A 20,996-nucleotide genomic window follows, 5' to 3' on the forward strand; every position below is an offset into this window, starting at 1 on the left:
TTTGTGTTACAAAAATGAATGTATTTCTACATAAAGGCAAATTAAACTGATTGCGAGTCTTTATAGGTTCAATACCTAAATCATGCAATTTTATGATTGCTAGTACCGTATTATTACCAAACTTGACTATTATTTAGAGCAAAAATAAATTGTTAATTAAAGTTTTGAAGTAGCTTCTGTAAAGATTCATCCAGTCTTTCTAGGTATCTTTTTCACTGTCTAAAGCCTATCTCTGAAGTGCTTCCATTGCTTATATACTGACACAATTCTTCTATTCCTTACCCGGAACGAATTAACTCCTCTTGTCTTTTAAGAATTAGCAGACTGAGAATGAATATATTAGTCTATTGTATAAATTTTTTGTAAAGTTATAAAAATCAATGTTTTTACATAATATGATAGTGATTGTTAGCTTACTAATCAATACTTGCATTAGTAGTAGCATAAAACGAAGTTAACTAAAATTAAGTAAGCCCCAAAAATGGAAAGCGACTAAATCAGGGATAAATTTGTGATTTATCCTGTTTTTGCTCTCATTATAGTATCAGTATAAGTTAAAATTACAGCTTGCAAAACTATTAGTTAACTTCAGATATTGAAGAAACTCAGCAGCAAGTTATTAGCTACGAATTCATGCAAATATTAATATCGCAAAATAGACTTTATTAGGAATGTAGTCACAATTTTAAGAACAATTTGCTGTAAGTAAATAGTCTTTTTATAAAAGTTTACATATATTATGACAATGGAATCTTTACCAAATTTTGAAGAAGTAAATATTCAGAAATACTTAGAAGTTCTTCAACGGCGTTGGCTACCTCTAGTTGGAATTTTCGCCATATCTGTTAGCCTTGGATGCTTGTATGCATTTTCACTAAAACCTTCATACAAGGCAGAAGGAAGTTTAATGATTAAAACAAATCGCTCTTCCTCACTCACAGGCTTACCGGATGACATAGGACGCCTAGAAGCTTTGAATGTGAACGATAATCCCCTGGAAACTCAGGTGAGAGTTATTGGATCGAATCCAGTAATTGAGAAAACGATTAATTCCCTCAACCTTAAAGATAGTCAAGGCAAACTGCTCTCGATTCCCGATTTGGCAAAACAACTGAAAATAGAAGGAATTAAAGGTACTGATGTTGTACAACTTTCTTATAAAGGTGGCGATCCAGAACTAGCTGCCAAAATCGTTAATGAAGTTATTGACAGTTATATCGATCTAAATATCAAGGCTAATCAGAATGAAGCGCGGACAGCCAAACAGGTTCTTGTAACGGAAGTACCTAAAGCTGAGGAAGTTGTCAGAAGAGCCGAATCAAAACTGCGGCTATTTAAAGAAACGAATAAAGTTGTTGTTCTGGAACAAGAAGCAGCCGCAGCAGTCGATACCATTTCTAAGTTAGGAAATCAAATTTCTCAAGCTTTAGCTCAACTAGATGATGTGAAGGGTCGTCTAGAACAGTTAAGCAGTGAAGCTCAGATAGATTCACGGCAAGGTGTAATCGAATCTGAATTGAGTCAAGCACCTGGAGTTCAGAAAGTGCTAGCTCAACTTCAAGAAACAGAAAGCCAACTTGCACTAGAGCGTACCCGTTTTTCACCTGAACACCCTACAATTACTAACTTAGAAGAAAAAGTCTTAGCTCTTAAGAACTTGTTAAAAGAGCGGACAGGACAAGTAGCTGGTGGAGCACAGATAACACAGGGAAGTTTACAGGTTGGACAACTACGGCAAAGCCTAATTGCAGATATTACTCGTGCTCAGGCAGAACGTGTTGGTCTGGAGAGACAAATTGCCACACTCAAACAACAGCAAAATGCCTATATCAAACGAGCAAATAATTTGCCAAGGCTAGAACAAAGCCAACGAGAGCTAGAACGGAAATTGCAAGCAGCTCAAACGACTTACGAAACACTCTTAAAGAAACGCCAAGAGATTGATATTGCACAGAATCAAAAGATTCCTAATGCTCGTGTTATTTCCTATGCTTTAACCCCTGATAAAGCAGAAGGGCCTCGGAAAATGCTGTTTATTATTGGTGGAGCAGGAGTTGGTTTTTTCTTAGGTATCATTGTCGCCTTTACTTTAGACTTGATAGACCGCTCGGTGAAGACCGTCAAAGAAGCCAAAGAAGTCTTAAGATACAGTGTTTTGGGAGTAATTCCTACACAAGGTAGAAATGGTAAAGATCATTCTTCTATACCAGGGCTGGATAGAGCTATTCCCAAAATTATTGGCAGAGATATTCCTTACTTCCCTGTTGGTAATGCATATCAAATACTACAAGTAAACTTGAAGTTCCTCTGTTCTGATAAACCGCTCAAAAGCATTGTAATTACAAGTTCCGTTGCCAAAGAAGGAAAGTCTGACGTATCTGCAAATTTAGCTGTGACTATGGCTCAGGCAGGGCGTAGGGTGTTGTTGGTGGATGCAGATATGCGTCATCCCATACAGCATCATATCTGGGGGCTAACAAATACAATGGGACTAAGTAATGTGATAAGTAATCAAGCTTCTTTAGATACAGCTGTTCATGAAGTCATGCCTAATCTGGAAGTTCTTACTTCTGGAGTTTTGCCTCCCAATCCAGTGGCAATGCTAGATTCTCAACGTATGGCAACATTAATTAGTAACTTTGGGAGAGATTACGACCTTGTAATTTTTGATACTCCTCCACTATCAGGAATAGCAGATGCTGCTGTTTTAAGCACTTTGACTGACGGTATCTTATTAGTCGTTCGTCCTGGAGTGGTTGACTTGAACAGTGCAAATGCAGCTAAAGAGTTTTTAACTCAGTCAGGTCAGAAGGTATTAGGGATAGTCATCAATGGTGTGAATACTAAAAATGAACCTAATAATTATTTTTATGACACCAAAAAACGACAAATTGAACAAGATTTGGTATCTTCTAGCAGCTTAACTAAATTTCGCAAAGAGCGTTAAGTTTTTTTAGAAATTGTGAAAGCTATCATCACTAAAACTATCTAAACCTAATTTTGTGACTGTAGAAATAATGGATAAAACTAAAATTAAAACTTCTTGTTTAATTAACAATTACAATTATGCTGAATTTCTATCTGAGGCAATTGATAGCGCTTTAAATCAGACAGTCAAATTTGATGAAATTATTATTGTTGATGATGCATCTACAGATAATTCTGTGAAAATCATCAATAAATTTACTCAATTAGCTAATGTTAAGTCAATTTTTAAAGAACAAAATCAAGGACAACTATCATCTTTTAATGAAGGATTTTTAGCTGCTACTGGTGACATTTTATTTTTTTTAGATGCTGATGATATTTATGAACCTCAGTATTTAGAAAACGCTCTAAATTTTTACAATAGACGCAGTGAATGTGATTTTTTATTTTGTGCGTATAAAAAATTTGGAGCAGTAGAAGGCATATTTCAAGACGATGTAGTTGATTTAGATTTAGGTTATTCAGTAATTAGAACTTTATATAATGGTGAATGGATTGGTTCTATAACTTCAACATTATCAATACGTAGAGAAATAGTCAGAAAATTTTTACCTATTCCAAATTTAGAAGATTGGCGTGTAAGGGCTGATGACTGTTTGGTATGGGGAGCTTCTTTGGTGGGGGCTAAAAAGTTTTATATGTCTAAACCTTTAGTAAGGTATAGAATACACGATCATAATAAATATCATAATAAGAACTTTTTAGATGTAGACAAAAACTATGAATACAAAAGATTCTGGAAACGTAATTCTCTCTTTAATTACATCCTGCAAAAAAACAATTTTAGCTCTCCATTATTTTTAGCTTTTACATCTATCAATGAATTACAAACAATACCATGCCCAAAATCTCAAGATTTTGTTACTTATTTGAAAATAATATTTTTATTTGAGCATAGTTTGTATTGGAAAACTAAGGGCATTATTTTCCTATTTAACTATTTTTTGAAAATTTTGATTATTGGTAAATTCAAAATATCGTCAACGCTCAACAATATAAGTTCTAAGTAAATACACTTTATTTCGTATTTTCAAAAATTGAAAACTTGCACTAACAAGATGGATAAGTACAAATAATTTCAGATGATTAGTTCATAAAAATAATGTTAAGTAAATTAAAAATCAAAAATTTATCGCAATTTAAATCTCGTTCTGGTCTGCGTGCAATTATTGCTAATACAGGTTGGTTATTTGCTGACCGCATTCTACGTATGGGTGCAAGCTTAGTTGTAGGAGTATGGGTAGCACGTTATTTAGGAGTACAACAGTATGGTCTATTTAACTATGCTTTAGCTTTTGTTGCCTTATTTAGTCCAATTTTTACTCTCGGACTAGACGACGTAGTAGTTCGCCATCTTGTGCGTCAATCATCAAACAAAGAGGAAATTTTAGGAACTACTTTTTGGCTAAAATTTTTGGGTGGAATTGCTTCTGTTTTATTGGCAGTTAGCACGATGTTTTTCTTAGGTGAGCATGAAACACTAAAGATATGGCTAGTTGCAATTTTAGGAATAGCAGGAGTTTTTAGGGCATCTGATACTATTGAACTTTGGTTCCAATCACAGGTGCAGTCAAAATATACTGTAATCGCTAAAAACACGGCGTTTCTGCTAAATACTCTCATCAAAATCGCACTGATTTTAACAAAAGCACCGTTGCTAGCTTTTGCTTTGGTAACATTAGCAGAATTTGCAATGAGTGCGATTGGCTTACTAATTGTTTACCAAGTCAAAGGGTCTTCATTGTGGTTATGGCGTTGGAGTATGGCGGCTGCTAAAACTCTTCTGAAAGAGAGCTTGCCTCTAGTTTTTTCGGGGTTTGCCATCATGATTTTTATGAGAATAGATCAGGTGATGTTAGGCCAAATGATCGGAGATAGTGAGGTTGGTGTTTATTCTGCGGCTGTGCGTGTTTCTGAAATTTGGTATTTTATTCCGGGGGCTATTGTTTCTTCTGTTGCTCCGACAATTTATGCAGCAAAAGAAAAATCAGAAAGTCTTTACTATCAGAGAATAGGACAATTACTCAGTCTCATGACATGTATATCTTTAGTAATTGCTCTTCCAATGTCCTTTTTATCTGACAAGATAATTATGGTGATGTTTGGAAGTGGATATGCAGATGCAGGAGCAATATTAGCAGTTCATATTTGGACTTCTTTGTTTGTATTTATGGGTCTTGCAACATCACCTTGGTTTATTGCTGAAGGTTTAAACCACGTTTCTTTAGGTAAAACTTTATTTGGAGCAATACTAAACATTATTCTTAATTTATTACTTATTCCTAAATATGCAGGACTTGGAGCTGCGATCGCAACAATAATCTCTCAAGCTGCTGCTGCTTTTATATGCAATGCATTTGATTCAAGAACACAAAAGCTCTTTAAGATTCAGGTGCGATCGCTTATTCATTTTTATAGATACTAATCGTTGTTACTGAAATTTTATTATTATGCAAACACCCGTAACTTTTATTATTTTTAAACGTCCACAAACAACAGAGAAAGTTTTTGAAGCTATTCGCCAAGCCAAGCCAACAAGACTTTTTGTAATTGCAGATGGACCCCGCACTGACCGCGAAGGTGAGGCAGAAAAATGCGAAGCAACTAGGGCAATTATTGAGAGAGTTGATTGGAATTGTGAAGTAATTAAAAATTATTCTGATATCAACTTAGGTTGCGCAAAACGAGTATCAAGCGGCTTAAATTGGGTCTTTAATAATGTTGAAGAGACAATTATTTTAGAAGATGATTGTATTCCTCACCAAACTTTTTTCAGGTTTAGTCAAGAGCTGCTGGAAAAATATAGAAACGATACCAGAATCGCCACAATCTCTGCTCAAAATCTTCAACTAGGAAAAAAATGTACAAATTACAGTTACTATTTTTCTCGCTACAACCACTGCTGGGGTTGGGCAAGTTGGAGACGTGCTTGGCAACATTATGATTTGACTATCAAACTCTGGAAAGAGGTGCAAGCAGAAAATCTTTTACATGACATTCTTATAGACCAAAAAGCGGTAAATTCTTGGCAACGAATATTTCAATCTGTTTATGACAATCCTACAGGTATAACCTGGGATTATCAATGGACATTTGCTTGTTGGATGCAGGGAAGCTTAAGTATTATTCCCAATGTCAATTTAATCTCTAATGTTGGTGTTGGTGCAGACGCAACTCATTTCACTTCAAATCAAGAATTTTCCTTCATCAATATGCCCATACAGGCAATGGAATTTCCCTTAAAGCATCCACCATTTATTGTCAGGAATGTAGAAGCAGATAATTTTATCCAAAAAACAGTTTATAAAGCAACTACATTAGATATTTTTAAAGAAGAAGTGAAGAAAAGATTGAATTACTTAACGATAAAAAATAGGTCACTTAAATCTCAGAAATGAAAATAAAACTAACAGAAAAAATATTAACTATCTTGCTACTACTAATTTCTGTAGGGGCATTAACAATACACCCCGCACAAGAAGTTTCAATGTCTACACTTGGAGGTGATAAGCTAGATACTTTGTTCAATATAGTTTCATATTTAATCCTATTTTATTTTCTAATTTCATACTGGAAAGGTTTTCTTTATGTAATTATTAGAAGTCCACTACAGTTTTTATTACTAGCAATAGTTATATTTTCTCTTTTATGGTCAGAAGACCTAAGTTCTAGTCTTACTTATTTAAGAGGTCTAATCAGAATATATTTTCTTGCCATCTATTTAGCAATGCGTTATCCCCTTAAGGAACAAATTAAGCTGATAGCTTGGGCACTTGGGGTAGCTGCATCATTATCTATGCTATTTTCTGCATTTGTACCAGGTTATATTCACGAATCACCTGAGTTACTAGGTATGTGGAGTGGAATTTATGGTCATAAAAATGAATTAGGTTACATGATGGCTTGGAGTGCAGGAGTTTTTTTGCACCTGGCTCTTAGTGGTCATCGATATCGTTGGTTGATGTGGGCACTATGTGGGATATCTATATGTCTAATTATCCTTTCACGTTCAACAACATCTTTAACGATTTTATTGACAATGATATTGCTTTTACCTGTCTATAGATCCCTGAAGAAAACTAATTATAAGTTACAAGTTATTACGATAACTTCAACTTTGATGTTGCTGATGATTTCTTCAATATTACTTCTCAATAATGCCGAAACTGTAGTTGGTACTTCTGGTAAAGACCTTACCTTCAATGGACGCTCTGACCTCTGGGAGCTAGTAATTTCTAAGATTTTGGAGAGACCTTGGTTAGGTTATGGATTTTCGGGATTTTGGACTAGTAATGCTGCATCCAAATTAAGAGCTACTTACGATTGGGCAAGTAACGCCCATAATGGTTTTTTAGAATTATTGTTAGAATTGGGATTCTTAGGGTTTTTGACTTTTGCAGCAGGGTTTGTCCGGTTTTTCGTAATGGCATTGACTCGAATTATTTCTGTCGCTAAAAAGCCAGAGGATTATTGGCCAATGCAAATGTTAATTATCATTGTCATAGTGAATTTTTCAGAAGCCAGATTATTAACTCCTAGCTGGAATTGGTTAATGTATATCACCACGTCATTATCTTTGACTGTTGAATCTCAACGGAATTATAAAAAGATTTTATTCAATTAGTTTTTATGGCAGTCAGAAATAGTTGTAGTGAATATTAAGTTAATCAAAATGAAAATTTTACATATTAGTACCCATGATATTAGTGGCGGTGCAGCTAGGGCTGCATATCGTTTACACACAGGTTTACAGAATATAGGATTACAGTCACAAATGTTAGTACAGGAAAAATATAGTCATGATAAAACAATAATTGCACCTAAAATTAGACTGTTTCAAGGCATCGCTAAAGCAAAGCTGACAGTTGAAAGTTTGCCATTAAAGCTTTATCGTCAAAAGAAAAATACCCCATTTTTTACTCAATGGTTGCCAGATAGAGTTATTCCTAAAGTTGCTCAGATTAATCCAGATATAATCAATCTGCATTGGATTAGCGGAGGTTTTATGCAAATAGAAACCTTTGCTAAACTGAAGCGCCCTTTAGTTTGGACTCTCCATGATATGTGGGGGTTTACTGGAGGATGTCACGTTACTGGAGAATGCGATCGCTACAAAATATCCTGCGGGGCTTGTCCTCAACTTAATAGTGGTAATGAATGGGATTTATCCCGCTGGGTATGGCAGCGCAAAGCAAAAGCTTGGAAAAATTTAAATTTAACTCTAGTTTCACCAAGTTCTTGGCTAGCAGAGTGCGCTCGTTCTAGCTCTTTATTCCAAAATTTGCGAATTGAGATAATTCCCCACGGATTAGATACTCAAAAATATCGACCGATTAATCAACATTTTGCCCGCGAAACACTCAATCTACCTCAAAATAAAAAGCTGATACTATTTGGAGCTATAGAAGCAACAAGCGATAGAAATAAAGGATTTCATTTATTGCAACCAGCTTTACAAGAATTGAGTAAATCTGGCTGGAAAGATGACTTGGAAGTTGTGATTTTTGGAGCATCTCAACCCGAAAATCCACCTAATTTAGGCTTCAAAACCCACTATTTGGGACATTTACATGATGCTATATCTTTAGCAACTGTTTACTCAGCTGCTGATGTAATGCTTGTACCATCTCTTCAAGAATCTTTTGGACAGACAGCTTCAGAATCATTCGCTTGTGGTACTCCAGTTGTGGCGTTTAATTCTACTGGCTTAAAAGATATTGTCGATCATCAGCAGAACGGCTATTTGGCTAAACCTTATGAAGTTGAGGATTTTGCCAAAGGAATTATCTGGGTTCTTGAAAATGAACAGAGATTGCAAAAACTGTCATTTTATGCACGTGAGAAAGCCGAGCAAAAATTTACCCTGGAACTTCAAGCACGTCGTTATTCAGCCTTGTTTCAGGAAATATTGATGATAGCAAAGAAATCTTCATTGAGTAATTAACTTATTAAATCAATACTTCATACTATGTCAATACCTATAGCTTTTATAATTTGTACAGAACCTGGTCGTTTAGAAGGTCAATCTTTGATGCTTGCAGAAAGTATTCGTAAGTTCTGCGGCGAATTGAAAAATACACCTATATATAGTTTCCATCCTAGAGTAGGTGAACCGATTTTAAAGCAAACCCAACAAGCCTTTGAAGCATTGCAGGTGACTCATCAACAAATCCCGATAAATCGAGAATTCCATGAATATTATTTAGCTAATAAGCCCCTAGTTTGTGCCTATGCAGAAGAAAATATCGATGCAGAAATATTGGTTTTTTTAGACAGTGACAAATGCTTTTTTTCTGAACCGAAAGAATTTTTATTGCCCGTAGATTGTAATGTGCGAATGCGTCCTGAGTATGGCCAAGGAATTGGTTCTACAGGTTTGCAAGATCCTCAAGAATGGTATTGGCAAAAACTATATGAAGTACTAGGAGTAAAGCGTGAGGTATTTGTTGACACGCCCATTGGTAATAAAAGAATCAGAGCCTACTGGAATTCTGGTTTGATTGCTGTAAGAAAAAGTGCCGGTATATTTAGAACTTGGAAAGAGAATTTTGAAAAAGTAATGCGCTTGGATATTACTCCTCCCCAGGGTATTTATTTTGTTGAGCAGTCTGTTTTGTCTGTAACTTTATGTGCCTTGGAAGAAAACGTTGAACATCTTCCCCCTAATTATAGTTATCCATTACCTTTACATAACCGTTTATCAAACAAACTACAAATTAAACATTGGGATGATATTGTATCCATTCATTATTTCAACTTATTTTTTTATAACGATTGGCATGGACAAATAAAAAGATTGAAAAAGTTGAATGTCAATTCTAAGAAATATCAATGGTTATCTGAAGAGGTTGTCAGACTTAATATGCCTCGTGTATCAGTTTGGCATAGATATTTGTTGGGAGTCAGAAGAATGGAACAAAAACTAAAAAGCTTTAACTTAGATATTAATTTCAGTGGATGGATAGAAAACAGAGTTAAATTTTAAACTGACATCACTATATATGAATATATGAAAGTTAAAATTTTGATAATTAAGATTGAATAAAATCCATCCAAAACGTCTCTAAATTTATTATTTAGATTGACTGCTTTTGTACATATTATTATGAGGGAAATGAGATGAAGAAAGCGAATATAGCTGTAATTATGACATGTTATAACAGACGGAATACAACTCTTGCCTGTCTAAACGCTTTATATCAGCAAAAAAATTGTTGTGATGTTTATTTAACCGATGATGGAAGTTCTGATGGGACTACAGAGGCTGTTAAAGCAGAATATCCAGAAGTACAAATTCTTCAAGGTAATGGCAATTTATTTTGGGTGGGAGGAATGCGTCTAGCTTTCAGTGAGGCAATAAAATATCAATATGATTATTATCTGTGGTTGAATGATGACACATTTTTGGAAGCCAATGCTGTGAGTAAACTATTACAGGTTCATCAAAATTTGACAGAACTTGGTTATCGAGACTCAATTGTAGTTGGTTCAACTAAAGACTCAATTACAGGAAAAGCAACCTATGGAGGAGCGGTAAAATCTAAAAAGTGGTATTCTAATAAATTTGAATTTTTAGAACCAAGCTCCGTTATCCAACAATGTGATGCTATGTATGGTAACTGCGTGCTAATTCCTAAAAGTGTTGCCGCGAAAGTTGGTAATATTGATACAGCTTTTGTTCATAGTTTAGGAGATTTAGATTATGCCCTGAGAGCGCGTAAATTGGGTTGTAAAATATGGGTAGCTCCTGGGTATATTGGTACTTGCACTAAAAACTCTATCCGCAATAGTTGGGCAGATACCAATTTAAATATCTTAGAACGCTTGAAAAAAGTACTACAAATCAAAGCCTTTCCATTGAAATCATGGACTATATTTTGTAGCAGACACTCTGGGCCATTCTGGATATTGTACTGGTTCTTACCCTATATTAGAGCAATTATTGGTTACAAAGATTTAGCAACTTCTCCGACATTTTCTGAGGATATTAATCAAAGTAACTCAGAAGTTTAATAGTTGCACGATAGTTATTGATGCATGGTATTTAGATAAATTGTAACTATCTTAATAATTTGACAAATGTAATTTCAAATTATAAAATAATCAACAATTATTTTATGGGTAAACGTTTACTGATTGTCTCAACACTCGATTCTAGTCAGCCATTTGGTGCATTTACTAGACCTTTTTATCTAGGACAATATCTTACTAAACATTTTGATGTTTTTCAACTAGGTTTAGATTGCTCATCTGTTAATTATGCACCTTCTCTTTCTATTGGCTCAAGAAGCTTGAAGTCATATATTCAATCCATAGAAAAGTGCATCGACGAGTTTTGTCCAGACATTGTGTATGCTCAAGAAACACTACCTGGATTGGCTGCTTTAATTTCACTAAAGCTTAGAAAACACAGTAGCTCCTCTCTTGTCTTAGATTTTCATACATTTTCGCCTTATGAATACTGGATGCGCTTGTTTTCAGTTGCCAATCCTTTCAAAGAGTTTGCACAATGTATTAAGACATATATTGCTCAGGGAATTTTAATATTTTCTGGTAGTCCAATTATTGCAGCAGGTGAATCAATTTCTAAACTAATTTCCCAATGGTATGGAAAAACTCCACAACAAATTTATTCTATCGGGAACGGAGTTACTGAAGACTTACTCAATACTGAAGTTTTTCCAGATAAAGACCCCTATCAGGCATTCAGACCAGCTAAAATAGTCGTTATCATTGCTCCCAAGACATTTCAATTTCCAACTAATGATATGTCTGTATCAATGGCTATTGAAGTTGCTAAATCCCTTGAAAATTATCAAGAACAAGTACATTTTGTTGTCATTGGTAGGGATAGTAGTGATATTTCAGAAGCAATACCCTCTAACATTTCTTTTTTAGGGTTTTTACCTAAAAGGGAAGATTTTATCGTCCATCTTAAATATGCAGATATTGCTTTATTGCCATTTTCAAAACAAGCAGTAGCAGGTGGCGCTCGCAATAAAGCACTAGATTATTTCGCTAGTAGAAAATTAGTTGTATCAACGCCAGAAGGTTTGCGAGGTTTAGAAGAATTTCGCCACTTGGAACATCTGTTGGTAACAGGATACTCTAGCGAAGAAGTTGCTAACACAATACTGGATGCTGTTTCCAATATTGATAAATATCAATCACTTGTAGATACAGCATATAGTTTAATTACCGAAAAGTATTCGTGGAATGCAAAAGCACAAAATATCGCAGACATCCTCATAAGAATAAGTGCTTTTTAGTTATATTTAGATAATAATTTTAACTAAAAAACTTAGGTGTTTCAATATTTAAGTACTTTTGTATTGAAATATTGCTGATTGATTTTACAATACTCACCTTGACTTTGAGATAACATCTCATATTTATCAAAATAAAAATAAGATATGAAAAAGCGATTTTCTTATAAAATTATTGGTGCTCAAGTAGATGCACTGTCTATCCTTGACTTAAATTCATTGATTGAAGAATCTATTGATCGGGATGAAAAATGGATTATTGCTAATCACAACTTACATAGTCTTTATCTCTTCCATAACGATCTAAAAATGCAAGCTTTTTATTCAAAAGCAGAATATACCCATATTGATAGTATGCCTTTGGTGTTTATTGGAAAGCTGTTGGGTTTTCCAATTAAACGCGAACAAAGAGTAACCTATGCTGACTGGGTATGTCCTCTGATGGCAGAAGCTGCTACTAAAGGCTGGCGTGTATTCTATTTAGGTTCAAAGCCAGGAGTTGCTGAAAAAGCAGCAAATATTTTATGCCAAAAATTTCCTGGTTTACAGATTGCTTGCGCTCATGGCTATATTGATATAAATAAAGATAGTCAAGAAAATCTCGCCACTGTAGCTGCAATTAATGCTTACAAACCTCATATATTAATGGTGGGAATGGGTATGCCACGCCAAGAGTATTGGATTTACGAAAATCTTGAACATCTTCATACCAATACTATTTTGAATAGTGGAGCTTGTATGGACTATATAGCAGGAGCAATACCTACTCCTCCTCGCTGGATGGGAAAGGTGGGATTAGAATGGTTGTATCGCTTGTTGTCTGAACCGAAAAGACTTTGGAGACGTTACTTATTAGAGCCTTGGTTTGTTGGCACATTATTTTTACGAGAAATTTGGAGTATCTCAAGTAAACGAAAAAAAAATAACCTTCTGGTATTGATAAGTACGAAATTTCAAAAGTTTGTAGCTTGATCGAGTTTCTCAGACTCTTACCAGTAGGTCGCTCAATTCGTCACGAATTTATGAAATATTGTACTAAGATTTAATGATTGATTAGTCAGGAAGTCTTATTCAACTTTCATATTCGTGAATAACTAAAAATATTTGCATTTATTTTGCTTAGATTAATACTTAAAAATACAATACTATAGTAGTTCCCGGCATAGTGAGGTACATTTTCAAAGCTACTAAGCTTGGTAAACAAGATTTGGGTGTACCTCAGTTGCTGAGGAAATACTACATTTATGCCTTAGTGGAGTATTAAGTTGATTCCTGAAAAGCCTGGGCTATAGCATTGCGAGCTGGTTTAGATTGCAGGTTCTCATCGAAGGGAAGCGGACGCAGAAATTTCCAGAGACTTGGATTGTTTCTAAAGGTTTTTCTTGGCATCCACTTAGGGTGACGTATCCAGGTATGACGGTCGGTAAGTCCCCATGTAATCACAGTATCGACTTGATTCTCAAAGCATAGGTCAAGATATCGCTTGTAACTATCGGCTACCATTTGGTCTAGGCTTTTGATACTATCGGGTAGCGGGGTATCAATGATAATATCTAATTCTGTAATTATTGGTTTCACTTCAAGATCGTTAAGCCGTTTTAAGACCGAATTAAGTCCTTTCTCGTCAAAAGGATATGAAGTAGAAAACCATAGATGTGATTGGAGACCTGCCCCGTCAATTTTAACGCCACTATTCTTCAGATATTCGACCATTTTTAAGAAACGATCTGATTTCCATGTAGCGCCTTCGATGCCGAAATCGTTTAGGTAAAATTTCTTGCTGTTATCTACTGTTGCGGCAATTAAAAATAAGTCTCGAATTAATTCTGGTTTTACCCCTTTACGCAAACCGATTGTTGCATTATCAGTTTCATTTTCACTATCAGCGATAATTTCATTGGCAATGTCCCAAGACTTTAAAACCGGACTATTGCGATAATGCCCCATGACTCCTTTGACATGGCGTTCGATCATCTTAAGTGTAGGCGGGTATGTTGCCCAGTCTGGTCTTCCCATGTGCCAGAAAAGGGTATGCCCGTGCATATCTATATTATGCTTTTGGCAAAAATCAGCGATCGCATCTGCTGATTCAAAGGTAAATTGTCCTGGCTGTGGTTCAGTAGCGTCCCATTTTAATTCACCATTCGGTGTCACAATGGAACATTCACGAGCTATTAGGTTAGCGTAATCTTTCTCTGTTTGCAAAAATTCATTAGAAATTGCTGCACCATAACGCTTTCCTTTGGCGGCAGCTAATTGCCGAAGGGGAGAATTTAAATTTTTACTTGTATAATCTGCTGCAATAGAATTCGTGTTTTGGTCTTGTTTTTGGTTATACTTTTGTAAAAACCCCATAGTTAATAAGGCAGAAAGGGTTGTGTATCCTGCTCTCCTTAAAAAATTTCTTCGATAAGTCATAAATTACACTTAATAAAAAATCCATTGATTATTATTTTACCGTATAAAAATACACTGGTTCTTATTTGACCATTCTACCTCCAGAATTTACGGAGTTTTTCCAAATCAAATCATAGTTTCATACTTAAGTGGCAAAGATGAAAATTGAGAAATATTACATCTAGGGCAAAACTAGATTAAACTATATCGACGCCAAAGCGATCGCTATTTTGGAAACTGTCGGTTTAGCATATCGTATAAATTATTACCCAAAAAACCTATCTGGAGGGCAAAAACAACAAGTTGCGATCGCTCGTGCTTTAGTTAGCCATCAATGAAGATTACCTGTTGAATGAAAAAGCGGGCGAGCGCAATTGCTAATAAGTTTGCTATTTGCCCGCAGAACTATCAACAGCGGGTTGAGCGAGCGTTTGCACTTTTAGCTGCCGATGCAAAATCAATAACTGAGGCGATCGCGATTCTTGAGGCGATTGAAGATGATTTAAGTCAATGGTATGGAAATCGGCGATTAGCAATGTAATATTCCCGTCCCTGTACCCCACAAAAAAGAATAAATTATCTAAAAGTCTTTTCAAACAAAGACTTTTGTCATTGAGTACATTATTAATACATATTAATAGATGCAGTATTGCAGATGAGATATTAATAGATGCAGTATTGATTGAAAGTTAATTTAAAAGCCTAAAGGTATTAACAAACTATCCTTTAAACACGGAGTAAATCCTACCGTGAAATCTTTAATGCAGATAATACACTTACTTTCTAGTACTGGCTATTTCTGATTCTTATATTCACCTGTTCTGATAATGCAGCTTAGAGGCGGGGACAAAAATCATATTATGAACAAAACCTTTGCAACCATCGACGGGAATGAGGCTGTTGCCCGTGTTGCTTACAAATTAAATGAAGTGATTGCCATTTATCCTATCACCCCCTCTTCAGCGATGGGTGAATGGGCAGATGCTTGGTCAGCAGAAAGTCGTCCCAACCTCTGGGGTACTGTTCCCAGCGTCGTGCAGATGCAGAGCGAAGGGGGAGCGGCTGGTGCTGTGCATGGAGCATTGCAAACAGGCTCCCTGAGTACCACTTTCACGGCATCTCAGGGATTATTGTTGATGATACCCAATTTCTACAAAATTGCTGGTGAGTTGACTAGCGCCGTGATTCACGTTGCTGCCCGTTCCCTGGCTACCCACGCTTTATCAATTTTTGGCGACCATAGCGACGTAATGGCAGCTCGTGCGACTGGCTTTGCTCTGCTGTGTTCGGCTTCGGTGCAGGAAAGTCAAGATTTTGCTCTTATTGCTCATGCTGCTACCCTAGAGACGCGAGTCTCCTTTATGCATTTCTTTGATGGCTTCCGCACATCACATGAAGTGCAGAAAGTCAAACTGCTTTCAGATGATGATTTGCGATCGCTCATCCACGATCATCTCATACTTGCCCACCGCAGCCGCGCCCTCACCCCAGATCGTCCAGTATTGCGGGGTACTGCCCAAAACCCCGATGTCTACTTCCAAGGGCGTGAAGGCGCGAACCTTTATTACAACGCCTGTCCAGAAATTGTCCAGCGAATCATGGATGAATTTGGAGAACGCACGGGAAGGCATTATAAAATCTATGAATATTACGGTGCTAAGGATGCCGATCGCGTTATCGTTCTTATGGGTTCAGGCTGTGAAACCGTCCATGAAACAGTAGATTACCTGAACGCCCGTGGTGAAAAACTTGGTGTAGTGAAAGTGCGACTTTACCGCCCTTTTGATGTTCAAAGGTTTGTTGCAGCATTACCAACTAGTGTAAAAGCGATCGCAGTTCTCGACCGCACCAAAGAAGCAGGTAGCGCTGGCGAACCTTTGTATTTAGATGTAGTGGCTGCTATTCATGAAGCGTGGAAAGAAGAGGCAGGGGGAGAAAATACTTTCTCATACCCTAAAATTATTGGTGGTCGTTATGGTCTTTCATCTAAGGAATTTACTCCGGCGATGGTGAAGGGCATCTTTGATAATCTTGCCCAAGCTAAACCAAAAAATCACTTTACGATTGGGATTAATGACGACGTTAGTCATACTTCTTTGAGCTATGACCCTAATTTCTCTACAGAATCGGATAATGTTGTTCGGGCAATGTTCTATGGGTTAGGTGCTGATGGTACTGTTGGCGCTAACAAAAACTCTATCAAGATTATTGGTGAAGAAACTGACAATTACGCCCAAGGCTACTTTGTCTTTGACTCCAAGAAATCTGGCTCAATGACCGTCTCTCACCTCCGCTTCGGTAAAAAGCCAATTCGCTCTACTTATCTAATTGACCAAGCTAACTTTATTGGTTGTCATCACTGGGGATTCTTAGAACGCATAGATATTTTAAAGTCTGCTATTCCTGGAGCAACTTTGCTGCTTAACAGTCCTTATGATGCAGATACCGTTTGGGAATATCTGCCGTTGAAGGTACAGCAGCAAATTATCGACAAGCATTTGAAGTTATATGTAATCAATGCTAGTCAGGTTGCCCGTGAAAGTGGTATGGGTGGCAGAATTAACACCATTATGCAAGTATGCTTCTTTGCCTTAGCGGGTGTCTTGCCGCAAGAAGAAGCGATCGCTAAAATCAAACAAGCGATTGACAAGACTTACGGTAAAAAAGGCGCAGAAGTTGTCCGTATGAACCTGCAAGCTGTAGATAATACCTTAGACAACTTGCATAAAGTAGACATATCACAGACAATCAATAATCTAAAATCTAAAATCCAAAATCCAAAATTGCTCGATTCTGCTCCCGAATTTGTGCGAGAAGTTCTGGGTAAAATCATGGTGTGGGAAGGTGATGACTTACCTGTTAGCAGACTACCATTTGATGGCACCTTTCCTGTAGGTACTGCCAAGTGGGAAAAACGTAACGTTGCCGAAGAGATACCTGTATGGGAACCGGATGTCTGCGTTCAATGCGGTAAGTGCGTCATGGTTTGTCCCCATAGTGCCATCCGTGCCAAAGCTTATCAAGCGGATGAGTTAATTAAAGCACCAGCAAGCTTCAAGTCAATTAGTGCAAAAGATAAAGACTTTGCCAATCAAAAATTTACCATTCAAGTTGCCCCAGAAGACTGCACGGGATGCACGATTTGTGTGCATATTTGCCCTGCTAAAGATAAATCTGAGCCATCGCTCAAAGCGATTAACATGGCAAAGCAGTTGCCTTTACAAGAGCAAGAGCGGAAAAACTGGGATTTCTTCTTGAGTTTACCTAATCCTGACAGGCGATCGCTAAAATTAAACCAGATTCGTCAACAACAACTGCAAGAACCTTTATTTGAATTCTCTGGTGCTTGTGCAGGTTGTGGTGAAACACCTTACTTAAAATTATTAACACAATTGTTTGGCGATCGCGCCGTCATCGCCAATGCCACAGGTTGTTCCTCAATATATGGTGGGAATCTTCCTACAACTCCTTGGACAACCAACGCCCAAGGACGCGGCCCCGCATGGTCTAATAATTTATTTGAAGATAACGCCGAATTTGGTTTCGGCTTTCGCCTCTCCCTCGACAAACAAGCTGAGTTTGCGGCAGAATTGTTGCAAGAATTGGGGAGTGAAATAGATGAAAACCTTGTCTACTCCATCCTGAAAGCTGAACAAAAATCTGAAGCTGACATTTGGGAACAGCGCGAACGGATAGAACTGTTGCAGCAAAGGTTAGATGAAATTGTAACTCTCGATTCTAATCGTTCGACTGAGCGTAGCCGAAGTCTCAAATCCAAAATCCAAAATCTCAAATCCCTTGCAAATTACTTGGTGAGAAAAAGCGTCTGGATTGTTGGCGGTGACGGTTGGGCTTATGATATCGATTTTGGCGGTATCGATCATGTAATTGCTAGTGGTCGGAATGTCAATATCTTGGTAATGGATACAGAAGTGTATTCTAATACAGGCGGTCAATCTTCTAAAGCGACGCCAAAAGCCGCAGTTGCAAAATATGCCGCCAGTGGTAAGCCAGCACCAAAGAAAGACTTAGGGATGATTGCCATGACCTACGGAAATGTTTACGTAGCGAGTGTAGCCCTTGGTGCTAGAGATGAACATACCCTGAAAGCATTTTTAGAAGCAGAAGCTTATGATGGCCCATCAATAATTATTGCTTACAGCCATTGCATTGCCCACGGCATCAACATGACCACAGGGATGAATCATCAGAAAACTCTGGTAGAATCAGGTCGTTGGTTGCTGTATCGGCATAATCCAGAGTTGCTTAACCAGGGTAAAAATCCATTGCAATTGGATATGCGATCGCCTACGCAATCAGTAGAACATTCGATGTATCAAGAAAATCGTTTCAAAATGCTCACTAAGAGTAAACCTGACGTTGCCAAACATTTGTTAAAACAAGCCCAAGCTGAAGTAGATGCACGTTGGCAGATGTATCAATATTTGGCAAAACGCGAGATTTTCTGAACATTAGCTCTGATTTTAGTTATAAAAATTGCGACTTTACTAACTCAAGTCGCAATTTTCGTTATAAAAACCCATTTTTTTTGTTACAAACATCATTTTCGTTACAAAAAACCATTTTGGTTACTAAATTCATTATTTTTGTTACAAACATTATAATTTTTGTGAGAAAAAAATCATTTTGGTTAGTAAAATTGTTATTTTCGCTACAAACATTAGAATTTTCGTTACAAAATTATCTTTTTGGTTAGTAAAATCGTTATTTTCATTACTAACGCTGTAATTGTAAGTTGTATTAAACCCAAACTTTAGTCAACAAAGGTGCAAATGTTGGGTTCATTTCTGAACACAATCTGTAAAAAGCAGTGCGATATCTACGACGGACTGTGACGCTCGAACGCAAAAGCCTGTTACAGACAAGACTCACTAACGCTTCTCTACAAGACGCAGCGTGTAGCTTGCTTTTCCGTAGAGGTACGCTATCGGTGACGCAAAAACTTTATATAGCACTTCCTAAAATTTACTCTAACTTTATCAGAATGATACCCAGCTTCTTACTAGAGAGAGAAATTATGGCAAATTCAGTTTTCAACTTATCTGACCTCAACGGCACTAACGGCTTTGCCGTCAACGGCATCAATGCAAATGATCGTTCAGGCTATTCTGTCAGTAATGCAGGAGACATCAACGGCGACGGCATCGACGACTTGATTATTGGGGCATCTGGTGGCGACCCCAACGGGGACAGGGAGAACTCAGGGCAAAGCTACGTGCTATTTGGTAGGAAAAATATCGGTAGCATCATTAACCTCATGGGAACCAAGAGTGCAGATACTTTCAAAGGCACACCCAGCAACGATATCATCGACGGCAAAGCTGGTAACGATACCCTCACTGGTAACGGTGGTCAAGATATATTTGTATTCCATCCTGGTGATGGCAATGACATTATTACAGATTTTGGTGGCGTAGGTAAAGGTTTAAATCCACTTCAGGCTGTGATTAGTAAAGTTGACACGTTGCAATTTACAGGGAGTGGATTGACTGCTCAAAATCTGCAATTAACTCAAAACGGCAACAATCTAGAAGTGACTTTTGAAAATGTGGCTAATACCAAAGTCACTTTGCAAGACTTCAAATTAGAAAACCTGGATAATTTACCTGCATTGGGTTGCAGATTAGCACTTGGTAATATCCTGTTTGATAACCAAACCAGCATTACTGACAGTTTTGATGTCTTGGATGCCAACTCAAATCCTAGCAGCATCTTCAATAAAAATACAGTTACATTCCTCAATGACTTGAATAATAACATCGCTGGTTTTGATAACTCCAATGATGTGATTAATGGTCAGGGGGGTAATGACAAGATTGATGGTAAGAGCGGCAATGACTATCTACGTGGAGGAGCAGGTAATGATACCCTCATTGGTGGTGCGGGTAATGATATTCTCGTTGGCGGTGCGGGTGCTGACAGATTCCTTTACAATACTAGTGCTGCTTTTAACGGCTCTGCCATTGGTGTAGATACCATTAGTGACTTCAAACACTCTCATGGTGACAAGATTGTACTGGATAAGACTACCTTTAGTGCGATCGCTTCTACTCTCGGAACAGGTTTTAGTAACGCCAATGATTTTAAAATTACAACTTCCGCCGGGACTAGCACCGCAAAAATTGTATATGACGCTGTGAGTGGGCAATTGTTCTACAACCAAAATGGCAGCGCAGCAGGTTTTGGCAGTGGTGGTTTATTTGCAACTCTAACTGGTGCGCCAACTCTCACGGCATCTGATTTTGTGTTGCAAGCGTAGTTTACCCAAAATACCGAATTCCAAGTTTGGAACAGCAAACTTCGAGTTCCAATTTGTACTACTGT

General features: G+C 37.2%; 13 protein-coding genes and 2 pseudogenes. 14 read left to right on the top strand and 1 reads right to left on the bottom strand.

Annotated features, from left to right (window positions below):
* Positions 1–739 precede the first annotated feature (739 nt).
* The 10 genes from ACR5KR_RS14385 (at position 740) to ACR5KR_RS14430 (ending at position 13,226) form a co-directional block, all read left to right on the top strand.
* Positions 740–2,947 (top strand): GumC family protein, encoded by a 2,208-nt coding sequence (locus ACR5KR_RS14385; RefSeq protein WP_448266994.1) that lies wholly within the window; start codon positions 740–742, stop codon positions 2,945–2,947.
* Positions 2,948–3,002: 55 nt separating this feature from the next.
* Positions 3,003–3,998, top strand: coding sequence for a glycosyltransferase family 2 protein (locus ACR5KR_RS14390; RefSeq protein ID WP_448266995.1), 996 nt, complete (start codon positions 3,003–3,005; stop codon positions 3,996–3,998).
* Between the two features lie 92 nt (positions 3,999–4,090).
* On the top strand, positions 4,091–5,413 hold the full coding sequence (locus ACR5KR_RS14395) for a flippase (RefSeq protein ID WP_448266996.1): 1,323 nt from the start codon (positions 4,091–4,093) through the stop codon (positions 5,411–5,413).
* 25 nt (positions 5,414–5,438) lie between these two features.
* Entirely contained in the window at positions 5,439–6,386 is a 948-nt protein-coding gene (locus ACR5KR_RS14400) for a glycosyltransferase family 2 protein (RefSeq protein WP_448266997.1), read from the top strand.
* A gap of 329 nt (positions 6,387–6,715) precedes the next feature.
* Complete coding sequence (locus ACR5KR_RS14405) at positions 6,716–7,612, top strand: O-antigen ligase family protein (RefSeq protein ID WP_448266998.1); 897 nt, start codon at positions 6,716–6,718, stop codon at positions 7,610–7,612.
* A gap of 48 nt (positions 7,613–7,660) precedes the next feature.
* A complete protein-coding gene (locus ACR5KR_RS14410; RefSeq protein ID WP_448266999.1) occupies positions 7,661–8,932 on the top strand; it encodes a glycosyltransferase family 4 protein in 1,272 nt (423 codons plus the stop codon).
* Between the two features lie 24 nt (positions 8,933–8,956).
* Positions 8,957–9,973: a hypothetical protein gene (locus tag ACR5KR_RS14415; RefSeq protein WP_445631782.1), complete on the top strand. Its 1,017-nt coding sequence runs from the start codon at positions 8,957–8,959 to the stop codon at positions 9,971–9,973.
* Between the two features lie 134 nt (positions 9,974–10,107).
* Positions 10,108–11,001: a glycosyltransferase family 2 protein gene (locus tag ACR5KR_RS14420; RefSeq protein ID WP_448267000.1), complete on the top strand. Its 894-nt coding sequence runs from the start codon at positions 10,108–10,110 to the stop codon at positions 10,999–11,001.
* A gap of 104 nt (positions 11,002–11,105) precedes the next feature.
* Positions 11,106–12,257 carry a glycosyltransferase family 4 protein gene (locus ACR5KR_RS14425; RefSeq protein ID WP_448267002.1) on the top strand — a complete coding sequence of 384 codons (1,152 nt, stop codon included), beginning with the start codon at positions 11,106–11,108 and terminating at the stop codon, positions 12,255–12,257.
* Positions 12,258–12,401: 144 nt separating this feature from the next.
* Positions 12,402–13,226 carry a WecB/TagA/CpsF family glycosyltransferase gene (locus ACR5KR_RS14430; RefSeq protein ID WP_445631779.1) on the top strand — a complete coding sequence of 275 codons (825 nt, stop codon included), beginning with the start codon at positions 12,402–12,404 and terminating at the stop codon, positions 13,224–13,226.
* Positions 13,227–13,514: 288 nt separating this feature from the next.
* Here the strand turns inward: ACR5KR_RS14430 and ACR5KR_RS14435 are convergent, their stop codons facing one another.
* Positions 13,515–14,672, bottom strand: a complete 1,158-nt coding sequence (locus tag ACR5KR_RS14435; protein WP_448267003.1) for an endo-1,4-beta-xylanase — start codon at positions 14,670–14,672, stop codon at positions 13,515–13,517.
* Positions 14,673–14,857: 185 nt separating this feature from the next.
* Between ACR5KR_RS14435 and ACR5KR_RS14440 the strand changes: the two are divergent.
* The 4 genes and pseudogenes from ACR5KR_RS14440 to ACR5KR_RS14455 all read left to right on the top strand — a co-directional run.
* A pseudogene (locus ACR5KR_RS14440) lies at positions 14,858–14,983 on the top strand (ATP-binding cassette domain-containing protein); the annotation flags it as partial.
* Between the two features lie 20 nt (positions 14,984–15,003).
* Entirely contained in the window at positions 15,004–15,192 is a 189-nt protein-coding gene (locus tag ACR5KR_RS14445) for a hypothetical protein (protein WP_448267004.1), read from the top strand.
* Between the two features lie 319 nt (positions 15,193–15,511).
* Positions 15,512–19,120, top strand: coding sequence for a pyruvate:ferredoxin (flavodoxin) oxidoreductase (nifJ, locus tag ACR5KR_RS14450; RefSeq protein WP_448267005.1), 3,609 nt, complete (start codon positions 15,512–15,514; stop codon positions 19,118–19,120).
* A 575-nt stretch (positions 19,121–19,695) separates the two neighbouring features.
* Positions 19,696–20,931 (top strand): annotated as a pseudogene (locus ACR5KR_RS14455) (hypothetical protein); the annotation flags it as partial.
* Between the last annotated feature and the right edge of the window lie 65 nt (positions 20,932–20,996).

The organism is Nostoc sp. DSM 114159 (genome assembly GCF_053470285.1).

Coding starts and splice junctions, on each gene's coding strand:
- ACR5KR_RS14385 (WP_448266994.1), top strand. CDS start 740: ATGACAATGGAATCTTTACCAAATTTTGAAGAAGTAAATATTCAGAAA.
- ACR5KR_RS14395 (WP_448266996.1), top strand. CDS start 4,091: ATGTTAAGTAAATTAAAAATCAAAAATTTATCGCAATTTAAATCTCGT.
- ACR5KR_RS14400 (WP_448266997.1), top strand. CDS start 5,439: ATGCAAACACCCGTAACTTTTATTATTTTTAAACGTCCACAAACAACA.
- ACR5KR_RS14405 (WP_448266998.1), top strand. CDS start 6,716: ATGCGTTATCCCCTTAAGGAACAAATTAAGCTGATAGCTTGGGCACTT.
- ACR5KR_RS14410 (WP_448266999.1), top strand. CDS start 7,661: ATGAAAATTTTACATATTAGTACCCATGATATTAGTGGCGGTGCAGCT.
- ACR5KR_RS14415 (WP_445631782.1), top strand. CDS start 8,957: ATGTCAATACCTATAGCTTTTATAATTTGTACAGAACCTGGTCGTTTA.
- ACR5KR_RS14420 (WP_448267000.1), top strand. CDS start 10,108: ATGAAGAAAGCGAATATAGCTGTAATTATGACATGTTATAACAGACGG.
- ACR5KR_RS14425 (WP_448267002.1), top strand. CDS start 11,106: ATGGGTAAACGTTTACTGATTGTCTCAACACTCGATTCTAGTCAGCCA.
- ACR5KR_RS14430 (WP_445631779.1), top strand. CDS start 12,402: ATGAAAAAGCGATTTTCTTATAAAATTATTGGTGCTCAAGTAGATGCA.
- ACR5KR_RS14435 (WP_448267003.1), bottom strand. CDS start 14,672: ATGACTTATCGAAGAAATTTTTTAAGGAGAGCAGGATACACAACCCTT.
- ACR5KR_RS14445 (WP_448267004.1), top strand. CDS start 15,004: ATGAAAAAGCGGGCGAGCGCAATTGCTAATAAGTTTGCTATTTGCCCG.
- nifJ (WP_448267005.1), top strand. CDS start 15,512: ATGAACAAAACCTTTGCAACCATCGACGGGAATGAGGCTGTTGCCCGT.